The 12570-nt window shown below is 59.4% G+C and carries 12 protein-coding genes and 1 pseudogene; 8 read left to right on the forward strand and 5 right to left on the reverse strand.

Features of this window, described 5'->3' with window-relative positions:
- Positions 1 to 123: 123 nt before the first annotated feature.
- Both prpB and ACYZTL_RS06790 read right to left on the reverse strand, forming a co-directional pair.
- Positions 124 to 1014 carry a methylisocitrate lyase gene (prpB, locus tag ACYZTL_RS06785; RefSeq protein ID WP_461951125.1) on the reverse strand — a complete coding sequence of 297 codons (891 nt, stop codon included), beginning with the start codon at positions 1012 to 1014 and terminating at the stop codon, positions 124 to 126.
- Positions 1011 to 1730 (reverse strand): GntR family transcriptional regulator, encoded by a 720-nt coding sequence (locus ACYZTL_RS06790; protein WP_461954276.1) that lies wholly within the window; start codon positions 1728 to 1730, stop codon positions 1011 to 1013. Before ACYZTL_RS06790 ends, prpB begins: the two co-directional genes overlap by 4 nt.
- Positions 1731 to 2123: 393 nt before the next feature.
- Here ACYZTL_RS06790 and rloA point away from each other — a divergent pair, with 393 nt between their 5' ends.
- From rloA to pabB, 4 genes are all read left to right on the forward strand, one after another.
- Entirely contained in the window at positions 2124 to 2660 is a 537-nt protein-coding gene (rloA, locus tag ACYZTL_RS06795; protein ID WP_461951126.1) for a retropepsin-like aspartic peptidase RloA, read from the forward strand.
- A 5-nt stretch (positions 2661 to 2665) separates the two neighbouring features.
- Positions 2666 to 4201 (forward strand): osmotic stress tolerance membrane protein RloB, encoded by a 1536-nt coding sequence (gene rloB, locus ACYZTL_RS06800; protein ID WP_461951127.1) that lies wholly within the window; start codon positions 2666 to 2668, stop codon positions 4199 to 4201.
- The gene (locus tag ACYZTL_RS06805) at positions 4201 to 5187 is read left to right on the forward strand and encodes an alpha-L-glutamate ligase-like protein (protein WP_461951128.1); all 987 of its coding nucleotides are present in this window, start codon (positions 4201 to 4203) and stop codon (positions 5185 to 5187) included. Before rloB ends, ACYZTL_RS06805 begins: the two co-directional genes overlap by 1 nt.
- A gap of 205 nt (positions 5188 to 5392) precedes the next feature.
- Entirely contained in the window at positions 5393 to 6730 is a 1338-nt protein-coding gene (pabB, locus tag ACYZTL_RS06810) for an aminodeoxychorismate synthase component I (protein WP_461951129.1), read from the forward strand.
- An 89-nt stretch (positions 6731 to 6819) separates the two neighbouring features.
- On the opposite strand, the gene thrH is transcribed toward pabB, so the two are convergent.
- Positions 6820 to 7437 carry a bifunctional phosphoserine phosphatase/homoserine phosphotransferase ThrH gene (gene thrH, locus ACYZTL_RS06815; protein WP_149420208.1) on the reverse strand — a complete coding sequence of 206 codons (618 nt, stop codon included), beginning with the start codon at positions 7435 to 7437 and terminating at the stop codon, positions 6820 to 6822.
- Positions 7438 to 7610: 173 nt separating this feature from the next.
- Here thrH and ACYZTL_RS06820 point away from each other — a divergent pair, with 173 nt between their 5' ends.
- The 3 genes and pseudogenes from ACYZTL_RS06820 (at position 7611) to ACYZTL_RS06830 (ending at position 9688) form a co-directional block, all read left to right on the forward strand.
- Positions 7611 to 8351 carry a phosphoadenylyl-sulfate reductase gene (locus ACYZTL_RS06820; protein WP_429527468.1) on the forward strand — a complete coding sequence of 247 codons (741 nt, stop codon included), beginning with the start codon at positions 7611 to 7613 and terminating at the stop codon, positions 8349 to 8351.
- Between the two features lie 455 nt (positions 8352 to 8806).
- A pseudogene (locus tag ACYZTL_RS06825) lies at positions 8807 to 8911 on the forward strand (hypothetical protein); the annotation flags it as partial.
- A 48-nt stretch (positions 8912 to 8959) separates the two neighbouring features.
- Complete coding sequence (locus ACYZTL_RS06830) at positions 8960 to 9688, forward strand: aspartate/glutamate racemase family protein (RefSeq protein ID WP_461951130.1); 729 nt, start codon at positions 8960 to 8962, stop codon at positions 9686 to 9688.
- A 58-nt stretch (positions 9689 to 9746) separates the two neighbouring features.
- Here ACYZTL_RS06830 and ACYZTL_RS06835 read toward each other — a convergent pair whose 3' ends face one another.
- On the reverse strand, positions 9747 to 10670 hold the full coding sequence (locus ACYZTL_RS06835; RefSeq protein WP_461951131.1) for a LysR family transcriptional regulator: 924 nt from the start codon (positions 10668 to 10670) through the stop codon (positions 9747 to 9749).
- A 125-nt stretch (positions 10671 to 10795) separates the two neighbouring features.
- Between ACYZTL_RS06835 and ACYZTL_RS06840 the strand changes: the two genes are divergently transcribed.
- Positions 10796 to 11542, forward strand: a complete 747-nt coding sequence (locus ACYZTL_RS06840) for a 3-oxoacyl-ACP reductase family protein (protein ID WP_461951132.1) — start codon at positions 10796 to 10798, stop codon at positions 11540 to 11542.
- Between the two features lie 138 nt (positions 11543 to 11680).
- Here the strand turns inward: ACYZTL_RS06840 and ACYZTL_RS06845 are convergent, their stop codons facing one another.
- Complete coding sequence (locus ACYZTL_RS06845) at positions 11681 to 12376, reverse strand: HAD-IA family hydrolase (protein ID WP_461951133.1); 696 nt, start codon at positions 12374 to 12376, stop codon at positions 11681 to 11683.
- Positions 12377 to 12570: the final 194 nt, after the last annotated feature.

The following is a 12570-nucleotide window of genomic DNA, read 5'->3' on the forward strand; positions in this document are numbered from 1 at the left end:
GATTCGTCACGCTATTCGGGTGATGTTGAAAAGATCGCAGCCTTCAGCAGCTCCTACATTGGCTGCGTTCGACAACACCCTGTAGGAGCTGTCGAGTGAAACGAGGCTGCGATCTTTTGATCCTTACTTCTTCGCGGCAAACAACGCATCGAGCTTCTGCTCGAACGTGTGGTAGTCGATGCGATCGTAAAGCTCCATGCGGGTCTGCATGGTGTCGATCACGTTCTGTTGCGTGCCGTCGCGGCGGATCGCGGTGTAGACGTTTTCCGCAGCTTTGTTCATGGCGCGGAACGCGGACAATGGGTATAGCACCAGCGACACATCGGCACCGGCCAACTGCTCGGTGGTGTACAGCGGCGTCGCGCCGAATTCGGTGATGTTGGCCAGGATCGGCGCTTTCACGCGGCTGGCGAACAGCTTGTACATCTCCAGTTCGGTGATGGCTTCCGGGAAGATCATGTCGGCGCCGGCCTCGATGCACGCCGCAGCGCGATCCAGTGCGGACTCCAGACCTTCAACGGCCAGCGCATCGGTGCGGGCCATGATCACGAAGCTGTCATCGGTGCGCGCATCAACCGCAGCCTTGATGCGGTCGACCATTTCCTGCTGCGAAACGATTTCTTTATTAGGACGGTGACCGCAGCGCTTGGCGCCGACCTGATCTTCGATGTGAATCGCCGCCGCGCCGAACTTGATCATCGACTTGACGGTGCGCGCAACGTTGAACGCCGAGGAACCGAAACCGGTGTCCACGTCCACCAGCAGCGGCAGGTCGCAGACGTCGGTGATGCGGCGCACGTCGGTCAGCACGTCATCCAGGCCGGTGATGCCCAGATCCGGCACGCCGAGGGAGCCGGCAGCCACCCCGCCACCCGACAGATAGATAGCCTTGAAACCGGCGCGCTTGGCCAGCAGCGCATGGTTGGCGTTGATCGCGCCGACCACTTGCAGCGGATGCTCGCTGGCGACCGCATCGCGGAAACGCTGGCCTGGAGTGCTTTTGTTGAAACTCATGACTCACCTCTTTCAGTGGCTGTCTTAGTGGCGCCGTCCTGGTAATGACGGGCGATATTGCGTTTGGAGGCGCCGATGTGACGGCGCATCAACAACTCGGCCAGTTCACCGTCACGGTCGGCGATGGCGTCGAGAATCCGGTGGTGCTCGGCAAAGGCCTGGCGCGGGCGATTGGGCGTGGTGGAAAACTGGATGCGGTACATGCGCACCAGTTGATAGAGCTCGCCGCAGAGCATCTGCGTCAGGGTGCGGTTGCCGCTGCCCTGGATGATCCGGTAATGAAAGTCGAAATCGCCTTCCTGCTGGTAATAGCCGACACCGGCCTGAAACGCCGCATCGCGCTCGTGGGTTTCAAGGACGCGGCGCAGTTCGTCGATTTCTTCGACGGTCATGCGTTCTGCCGCGAGACGGCAGGCCATGCCTTCGAGGGATTCGCGGATTTCATAGAGCTCCAGCAACTCGGCGTGGCTCAGGGAAACCACTCGCGCCCCGACGTGCGGCACGCGAACCAGCAGGCGCTGGCCTTCCAGACGGTGGATCGCTTCACGCAACGGGCCACGGCTGATGCCATAGGTGCGCGCCAGTTCCGGTTCGGAGATCTTGCTGCCCGGGGCAATCTCGCCCTTGACGATGGCCGCCTGAATGCGCCGGAAGACGTTCTCGGAAAGTGTTTCCGAATCGTCTTGGGCAATGACCGGGGGATCGAGTTGATTCAGCATATTGTCGACACCTTGAAAGCTTATGCGGCAAAAACTAGCGAATACAGGCCTAATAGTCAAAGGATAAATAGGTATTGTCGACAATCGTCTAATAACCACATACGACTGTAGGAGCGAGCTTGCTCGCGATGGACGCCAACGATAACGCGTATTCTCTGGATACACGCGTCGTCCTGAAGTCCATCGCGAGCAAGCTTCGCTCCTACGGACCCAAAGGCTCATAGCCGCTGGCCAGCGCTGGCGCCATAAAACCACCGTGCTAGAATGCCGCCCGCATTTGTTTGTGACGTCTGCACTAATTGTCATAAATAGCTGATAGGCATACGAGGGAGCTTGCGCAGCGATGCCAGGGCCTTGAATCGAAACACGGACCGCTGCGCACCAGGATTTATGAGACTCAAGCCCTTCCCCACCTTCCTTTATCTGCTTTGCCTGCCCGGTGTCGCCGCGGCGGGGGAAAAGACTGTGTACGGCCTCAACGAGTACGCCTCGCTGGACGGCATCGACCTGGAAGTCGCGGCCAAACTCGACACCGGGGCGAAAACCGCCTCCCTGAGCGCCCGCGACATCAAACGCTTCAAACGCAATGGCGAGTCGTGGGTGCGCTTCTATCTGGCGATCGACGCGGCGCACTCGCACCCGATCGAACGGCCACTGGCCCGCGTCAGCAAGATCAAGCGCCGCGCCGGCGACTACGATCCGGAAGAAGGCAAAAAGTACACCGCCCGTCCGGTGATCGAGCTGGATATCTGCATGGGTTCGGCTTTACGCAGCATCGAAGTGAACTTGACCGACCGAAGCGCCTTCCAATATCCGCTCCTGATCGGCTCCGAAGCGCTCAAGCGCTTTGATGCGCTGGTCGACCCCAGTCTTAAATACGCTGCTGGCAAACCCGCCTGCGCCACCGACGCACATACCGCAGAGTAATTCCAATGCGCTCTCTTACCCTCCATCTGAAAATGCTGATCGCCATCCTGGTGGTGCTGGGCATTTCAGTTACGGCCTATCAGATTTTCGTGCTCGGCATTCCCGTGACCGAAGACGCCACCGACGACTTGTGGAACATCGACGCCAAAGTCGAGTTCGTCGCCAGTGTCAAGGACCCGGTCAAGATCCAGATGTTCGTGCCGCCGCTGAGCCGCGATTTCGTCAGCCTCAACGAAAGCTTCATCTCCAATAATTACGGCGTGGCCGTGAACCGTGTCGACGGCAACCGCAAGGTCACCTGGTCGGCACGCCGGGCCAAAGGCAACCAGACGCTTTATTACCGCCTGGTGCTGACCAAGCGCTACACCGGTGAAAAATCCAAGATCAAAGGCCCGACCTTCCGCGACAGCATCGCCGTCGAAGGCGCAGAAAAAGTTGCCGCCGAAGCCCTGCTCGCACCGATTCGCCAGCACTCGGCCGACGTCGAAACCTTCATTGGCGAAGCGATCAAACGGGTCAACAACCTCAACGACGACAACGTGAAACTGTTGCTGGGCGGCGATCCGTCCAGCGGGCACAAGGCCAAAATCGTCGAACTGGTACTGTCCATTGCCCACGTGCCGGTGGAAAAGGTCCACACCATCCGTCTGGTGGCCGACCAACCGCAAACACCGGAACTCTGGCTGCGCAGCTTCAACGGCACCGACTGGCTGTATTTCAACCCGGAAACCGGCGAGCAAGGCCTGCCGACCGACCGCCTGCTGTGGTGGACCGGCGATGAAAACCTGATCACCGTCGATGGCGGCAAGAAAGCCACCGTGACGTTCAGCCTGAACAACAGCGAAATGAACGCCATTCGCCTGGCCAAGCTGACCGACGAAAACACCGACGCCAACTTCCTCGAATACTCGCTGTACGGGCTGCCGCTGCAAACCCAGCAGACCTTCATGATCATGGTGATGATCCCGATCGGCGTGCTGGTGATCCTGATCCTGCGCAACCTGATCGGCTTGCAGACCCTCGGCACCTTTACCCCGGTACTGATCGCCCTCGCCTTCCGCGAAACCCAGCTCGGCTTCGGCATCGTGCTGTTTACCATCATCACGGCGCTGGGGCTGTCGCTGCGCTCGTACCTTGAACACCTGAAACTGCAAATGTTACCAAGGCTGTCGGTGGTGTTGACCTTCGTGGTGGTGCTGATCGCGGCGATCAGTCTGCTCAGCCATAAGCTCGGTCTGGAACGCGGGTTGTCCGTGGCGCTGTTCCCGATGGTGATTCTGACCATGACCATCGAACGCCTGTCGATCACCTGGGAAGAACGCGGTTCCGGGCATGCGATGAAAGTGGCGATCGGCACCTTGTTCGCTGCCACTCTGGCGCACCTGATCATGAGCGTGCCGGAACTGGTGTACTTCGTGTTCACCTTCCCGGCGATCCTGCTGATCCTGGTGGGCTTCATGCTGGCGATGGGTCGCTATCGCGGCTACCGCCTGACCGAACTGGTCCGTTTCAAGGCGTTCCTGAAAAAGGCTGACGCCTGATGTTCGGCTTCTGGAAGACCTGGAAGGCCCTCGAAGCCCGGGGCATCATGGGGATCAATCGGCGCAACGCGGACTACGTGCTCAAGTACAACAAGCGCAGCCTGTACCCGATCGTCGATGACAAGATCATCACCAAGGAGCGAGCGATCGCCGCCGGCATTCATGTGCCGGAACTGTATGGCGTGATTTCCACCGAGAAAGAGATCGACAACCTCGACGAGATCATCGGCGGGCGCAATGACTTCGTGATCAAACCGGCCCAGGGCGCGGGCGGCGACGGCATCATTGTGGTTGCCGACCGTTTCGAGGGCCGCTATCGCACGGTGTCCGGCAAGATCATCAGTCACGAGGAAATCGAGCACCATGTCTCCAGCATCCTCACCGGCCTGTATTCCCTGGGCGGTCACCGCGATCGCGCACTGATTGAATACCGCGTGACACCCGATCAGATTTTCAAAAGCATCAGTTACGAAGGCGTGCCGGATATCCGCATCATTGTGCTGATGGGCTACCCGGTGATGGCAATGTTGCGCCTGCCGACGCGCCAGTCCGGCGGCAAGGCCAACCTGCACCAGGGCGCCATCGGCGTCGGTGTCGACCTCGCCACCGGCCTGACCCTGCGCGGCACCTGGCTGAACAACATCATCACCAAACACCCGGACACCACCAACGCGGTGGACGGCGTGCAACTGCCCTACTGGGACGGTTTCATGAAACTCGCCGCCGGCTGTTATGAGCTGTGCGGGCTGGGTTACATCGGTGTCGACATGGTGCTGGACCAGGAGAAAGGGCCGCTGATTCTTGAGCTGAACGCCCGGCCGGGTCTGAACATCCAGATTGCCAATGATTGCGGGCTGACGTTGCGCACCCATGCGGTCGAGGCACGGCTGGAGGAGTTGAAGGCTCGCGGGATTACCGAGACGGTGCAGGAGCGGGTCGAGTTTGCTCAGGAGATGTTCGGGCATGTTCCTGCGGTTGAGGGCTGACCTGTGGCGAGGGGATTTATCCCCGTTGGGCAGCGAAGCGGCCCCAGAATCAGGCCTGCTGCGCAGTCCAACGGGGATAAATCCCCTCGCCACAGTTCTCTCACCAGTTGCTGCCAATCTGCCCAACACCGACATCCCCCTAGGAGCAATTCCCCGAGGGGACTACAATCGCCACCCCCGCCTCGATGGCTGATCTGCCCCGCCCATGTTGACCTGTTCCGTACACCCGCTGCCTTATCGCGCCAACCCCGCCGAGTACTTCGCGGCGATCCGTCATGCCCCCGGCGCCGTGCTGCTCGACAGTGGCCGGCCAACGGCTGATCGCGGTCGCTATGACCTGCTCAGCGCGTGGCCGCTGGAACAACTGGCGGTACTGCCTGACGAAAGCGGCAGCGATTTCCTGCAACGCCTTCGCGACAATCTGACACGACTGGGTGAGGCAGCTATTCCTCTTGACCTGCCCTTCGCAGGCGGCTTGATCGGCTACCTGAGCTATGACTTCGGCCGGCATCTGGAGCATCTGCCGAGCCAGGCGCGGGACGACTTGCAGTTGCCGGATGCGCGTTTCGGCCTGTACGACTGGGCGCTGATCACCGATCACCAACTGAATACAAGTCAGTTGGTGTTCCATCCGTCGCTGATCGACAGCGAACGTCAGCGTCTTATCGCACTGTTCAGTGAACCTTCGGTTGAAGCGGTCAAACCTTTCAGGTTGAAAACCCCGATGAATGCCGACCTGAGCGCGGATCAATATCGCCACGCACTGGAGCGCATTCAGCAATACATCCAGGCGGGCGACTGCTATCAGGTCAACTTCGCCCAGCGTTTTCGCGCCGAGTGCGAAGGCGATCCGTGGGCCGCGTACTGCGCGTTGCGCGCGGCGTGCCCGACACCGTTTTCCGGTTTCCAGAGCCTGCCCGACGGTGGCGCGGTGCTGAGTCTGTCACCTGAACGTTTCGTCAAAGTCAGCGCACGCCACGTTGAAACCCGCCCGATCAAAGGCACCCGCCCCCGAGGCCTGACCCCTGCCGAAGATGCGGCAAACGCCGCCGAACTGCTGGCCAGCCCCAAGGACCGCGCGGAAAACCTGATGATCGTCGATCTGCTGCGCAATGACCTCGGCCGTACATGCCGCATCGGTTCGGTGCGGGTGCCGGAGTTGTTCAGCCTGGAAAGTTATCCGAACGTGCATCACCTGGTGAGCAGCGTGACCGGTGAGCTGGCGGATGACCGGGATGCCCTGGACCTGATTGCCGGCAGCTTCCCGGGCGGCTCGATTACCGGCGCACCGAAGATCCGCGCGATGCAGATCATCGATGAGCTGGAGCCGACCCGGCGCGGTTTGTACTGCGGTTCGTTGCTGTATCTGGATGTGCGCGGGGAGATGGACAGCTCCATCGCGATTCGCAGCTTGCTGGTGAAAGATGGGCAGGTGTGTTGCTGGGGCGGCGGCGGGATTGTCGCGGATTCGGAGTGGCAGGCCGAGTATCAGGAGTCGATTACCAAGGTGAAAGTGCTGCTCGACACCCTGCAAAACCTGTAGGAGCTGCCGCAGGCTACGATCTTTTGATCTTGCCTTTAAAAGCAAAGTCAAAAGATCGCAGCCTGCGGCAGCTCCTACATGGAATGTGTTTACAGGCTCAAAGCACGGTTGGAAGCCTTGATGAACTCCTGCTTCAAATCCTCAAAACTGTGCACCGCCGGGAACTGCGGAAACTCGCGAATCACATTATCCGGCGCATGAAACAGAATCCCTGCATCCGCCTCGCCCAACATCGTGGTGTCGTTGTACGAATCCCCCGCTGCAATCACCCGGTAATAAAGGCTCTTGAACGCCAGAACCGACTGACGTTTCGGATCTTTCTGACGCAACTGATAGCTGGTCACCCGCCCGGCATCGTCGGTAATCAGACGGTGGCAGAGCAAAGTCGGGAAGCCCAGTTGGCGCATCAGCGGTTGGGAAAACTCATAGAACGTGTCCGACAGAATCACCACCTGAAAGCGCTCGCGCAGCCAGTTGACGAACTCGATAGCACCGTCCAGTGGCTTGAGCGTGGCGATCACTTCCTGGATGTCGGTGAGTTTCAGGCCGTGCTCGTCGAGAATCCGCAGGCGCTGCTTCATCAGCACGTCATAGTCAGGGATGTCCCGGGTGGTGGCCCTGAGGGACTCGATCCCGGTTTTTTCGGCGAAGGCGATCCAGATTTCCGGGACTAGCACACCTTCAAGATCCAGACAGGCAATTTCCACAAGACACTCCCATTTGTATTGATTATTGAGTCGAGCGAGCAAAAGGACTGCCGAACTCTAGCGACTCGGGCGGGCCTGCGCAACGCAGAGGGCGCACCAGCCACTGCAGGATTTTGTTACCATCAGGTCCATATAGAGCGCCCAGCGCCACCGACCTGTAGGAAGCCGCCCTGATGAGCCCATCGTTCGATGTCGTGGAACTCGCCACGACCTATGCCAACAAATCCGCCCAGGACATCCTGAAACTCGCGTTTGCCGAGTTCGGCGATGATCTGTGGATCTCTTTCAGCGGCGCCGAAGACGTGGTGCTGGTGGACATGGCCTGGAAGCTGAACAAGAACGTCAAAGTGTTCAGCCTCGACACGGGTCGCTTGCACCCCGAGACCTACCGCTTCATCGATCAGGTGCGCGAGCACTACAAGATCGACATCGAACTGGTGTCGCCGGACTACACGAAACTTGAACCGTTCGTGAAGGAAAAAGGCCTGTTCAGCTTTTACAAGGACGGCCATGGTGAGTGCTGCGGCATCCGCAAGATCGAGCCGCTACGCCGCAAGCTTTCAAGCGTGACCGCCTGGGCCACCGGCCAGCGTCGGGACCAGAGCCCGGGCACTCGCAGCGCCGTCGCGGTACTGGAAATCGACACCGCCTTCTCTACTCCGGAACGCACCCTGTACAAATTCAACCCGCTGGCGCAAATGACCAGCGAAGAGATCTGGGGTTACATCCGCATGCTTGAACTGCCGTACAACAGCCTGCACGAACGCGGTTTCATCAGCATCGGCTGCGAACCGTGCACCCGCCCGGTGCTGCCGAACCAGCATGAGCGTGAAGGTCGTTGGTGGTGGGAAGAGGCGACGCAGAAAGAATGCGGGTTGCATGCGGGGAATATCATCAGCAAGTCCAAGGCGTAATCCCCCGCTCTGATGCAATCCCCTGCGGGAGCGGCGGTGCGACGATTCGACTTGCTCGCGAAGCCGGTGTATCAGTCGACACATGTATTGACTGATACACCGGCTTCGCGAGCAAGCCCGCTCCCACATTTGATCTGCGCTGGACTTAAAAAATGTGTACACACGACTGTCACCATAGGTGTCATTTATGTGTGCGCTTTTTGTTTTCTCGCCCCAAAAGATTACATCTGCCCTTCCTGACTTCCTCAGTCGACCTTTCCCATACTTCCCACTGAAAAATAAATAACTGCTCAATCGGTCAATTTATATCGCCTTAATTTCAGTTACTTACCATTACAAGATAACAAAACAAAATTACCGGCGAATTTCATAGATCGCTGACTGGCATGGTTCTGGCTTAAGCGCATACATATTTTGTATACAATTACCACAAAACAAGTATTTTCCGCTCTGATCTCCGCGGCCCGTTGTATGGCGTGATCATGGTCGACTACTGGCTTGTACGAAAAGGTCAGGTCAACGTGCCGCAGTTGTACAGCGAGGATCCCGACGGCGTTCATTCCTGCAGTGCTGATCGCCGCAGAACCACCGCGCTATAAGGACTCTCCATGCGAATTCTCGTGGTCAACGTCAACACCACCGAATCCATCACCCAGGCCATTGCGCGTTCGGCTCAAGCTGTAGCCGCGCCCGGCACGGAAATTATCGGCCTGACGCCACATTTCGGCGCCGACTCCATCGAGGGCAATTTTGAAAGCTACCTGGCCGCTATCGCCGTGATGGACCGGGTGATGTCCTACGATCAACCCTTCGATGCGGTGATCCAGGCGGGTTACGGCGAGCACGGCCGCGAAGGCTTGCAGGAATTGCTCAACGTGCCGGTGGTGGACATCACCGACGCGGCGGCGAGCACGGCGATGTTCCTCGGTCATGCCTATTCGGTGGTCACTACGCTGGACCGTACTGTGCCGCTGATCGAAGACCGCCTGAAACTGTCCGGGCTCTGGGACCGCTGTGCGTCGGTGCGGGCCAGTGGCCTGGCGGTGCTGGAGCTGGAATCCGATCCGCAACGGGCGCTGGAAGCGATTGTTCATCAGGCTGAACGGGCGGTGCTTGAGGACAAGGCCGAGGTGATTTGCCTCGGTTGTGGCGGAATGGCCGGGCTGGACGAACAGATTCGCCGGCGCACCGGAGTTCCGGTGGTGGATGGTGTGACGGCGGCGGTGACCATTGCCGAGTCGCTGGTGCGGTTGGGGTTGTCGACGTCGAAGGTGCGGACGTATGCGACGCCACGGCCGAAGAAGATTATTGGCTGGCCGGGGCCGTTAGGCAGGTAGACCTCGTTATCGTTCTTCGCGAGCAAGTCGAAGGGGACGACTCGGTATCAAGCCAGACTCAAACCGCACTAAACCGCGCCCCCAGCCCCTGCTCCGCAAACTGCTCAATAATGAAATCCACAAACGCCCGGGTCTTCCCCGGCAACAATTTGTGCTCCGCGTAATAGATGGAAATGTTGCCATCGTCGACATACCAGTCCGGCAACACCCGTTGCAGCGTCCCCGCCTCCAGATACCCCACGGCGAACGGCATGCTCACCAACGCAATCCCCAAACCCTGAGTTGCGGTCGCACAGGCAGCCTCGGAATCGCTCATGGTCATCCGCGCCTTGAGCGTCAGAGGACTGTGTTGCCGAGTGCGACTGGTCAACTGCCAGGAACGTACACGACCCGTCTGCGGCGACCGAATGAGGATGCCATCGTGATGTTTGAGATCATCGGGCTCGACGATCGCCTGACGCCCCGCCAGATACTCGGCCGAAGCCACCAACACCCGATGGGCCGGCGTCAGCTTGCGCGCCACAACGCCTTGCGGCAGCTCGAATCCTCCGCCTATCGCGGCATCGAATCCCTGAGCGATCAGATCGACCTGTCGGTTATCGAAATGCCAATCCGGGTTGATTGCCGGAAACCGCCGCAGAAACTCGCCCAGCAACGGCACGACATACAAACGTCCGAACACCGTGCCCATGCTGACTTTCAGCGTACCGGCCGGGCGCCCTTCTGCGCTGGCGAGGTTAGCCACTGCGTTCTGGATTGTGATCAGACTGGAACTGACTTCGCCGAGAAACAGATGACCGGCTTCGGTCAACGTCAGGCTGCGGGTGCTGCGTTGGAACAGCCGCACGCCGAGGCGCGCTTCAAGTTTTGCAACACTCTTGCCCACCGCTGCCGGTGTCAGGCTCAGTCGTCGCGCCGCTTCGGCAAAGCTGCCGACTTCCGCGCTGCGCACAAAGCATTCGATACTGCTGAAGGTTTCCATAGGCGCCACTATAAACTTTTGGTTTACACAGACTATCTCAATTACCGGCTACTCAGCGTGCAATCCGGAATCAATACTAGGCTCCATCAACCGGGACATCTCGCCTCGGGACTTTGGAGATCGACATGACTACTCAAAACCTCAGCGGCAAAGTGGCTTTGATTCAAGGCGGGTCGCGCGGCATCGGCGCAGCCATCGTCAAACGCCTGGCCGCTGAAGGCGCAACCGTTGCCTTCACCTACGTCAGCTCCACGGCCAAAGCCGAAGAGCTGCAAAACAGTATCACCGGTAGCGGCGGCAAAGCGCTGGCGATCAAGGCTGACAGTGCCGACGCCGAGGCCATTCGCAACGCCGTGAGCGCCACCGTCAACGCCTTCGGTCGTCTGGACATTCTGGTCAACAACGCCGGTGTGCTGGCCGTTGCCCCGCTGGAAGATTTCAAACTCGAAGATTTCGACCAGACGCTGGCGATCAACGTACGCAGCGTGTTCATCGCCACCCAGGCCGCCGCGAAACACATGAGCGAAGGCGGTCGCATCATCAACATCGGCAGCACCAACGCCGACCGCATGCCTTTCGCCGGTGGTGGCCCGTACGCCATGAGCAAAGCGGCCCTGGTCGGCCTGACCAAAGGCCTGGCCCGCGATCTCGGCCCGCGCGGCATCACCATCAACAACGTGCAACCCGGCCCGGTCGATACCGACATGAACCCGGCCAGCGGCGACTTCGCCGAAAGCCTGATCCCGCTGATGGCGGTGGGCCGTTATGGTAAAGCGGAAGAGATCGCCAGTTTCGTCGCCTACCTTGCGGGACCGGAAGCCGGCTATATCACTGGGGCCAGCCTGACCATCGACGGTGGTTTCGGCGCCTGATACTAGTCGGTCACACGCAAATCAAATGTGGGAGCGGGCTTGCTCGCGAAGGCGGTGTGTCAGTCGACATAATTGTTGCCTGACACACCGCCTTCGCGAGCAAGCGAACGTCGCCCGGCCCTTCCCACATTTCCGTCGTTAAGCCCATTCGAGCGCTGGCAAACCACATGCACTCGGTGTGAACGCTTTCAGCGTACGAAGAATGCCATCGGCGTGTGCGTATTTTTCATCAGCCATCGCCGCATCAGGAATCGCAATCGCCGTCATTCCCGCCGCTTTCGCCGCCGTGACACCGAACGGCGAATCTTCGAACACCAGGCAATCCTCAGGCGCCACACCCAGACGTCGCGCTGCCGTGAGGAAGATATCCGGCGCCGGTTTGGCCGCGCCGACCTCCGGGTCATCCGCTGTCACGACAAAGTCGAACAGCGCAAACCAGTCCCGGTGCAACGTGGTTTTCTGGCTGAACGATTGACGCGAAGAACTGGTGCCCACCGCAATCGGAATGTTGTTGGCCTTCAAGTGCCGAACCAGTTCCTCTGCACCGGGCATCGCCAGCGCTGTAGGAAAACGCTCGCGCATCAGCGGCTCGCGGATCACCAGAAACTCCTCGGCGGTGATCGGCAGTTCCAGCGCCTCGACCACATAACGCGCCAGATCGCCCGCACCACGGCCGATGATGTTCTGTTTGACGTTCCAGTCGAAGGTCCGGCCATAGCGCCCGGCAATGATGGACGTGACCTCGGTGTAAATGCCCTCGGTGTCCAGTAACAAGCCGTCCATATCGAAAATCACGGCTTTGATCGGGCCGAACTCTTTCAGCGGTGCATTCATCGCATCTGATCCGTTTTTAATGACATCCCGACCGACCAGGTATGGCTGAGTCGCGGATTTGATTAAAGGGTTCAGCAGCATAACGAGCGCGGCCGACATAGAGCAACGGGCAATCTCCCGACGGTGCAAAACCCGAACCGAAGCGCTGGCCCGGGATTTAGCGATTCGCCCTACACCAAACACCTCCTTTCCCG

This window comes from Pseudomonas sp. LB3P81 (assembly GCF_054897965.1).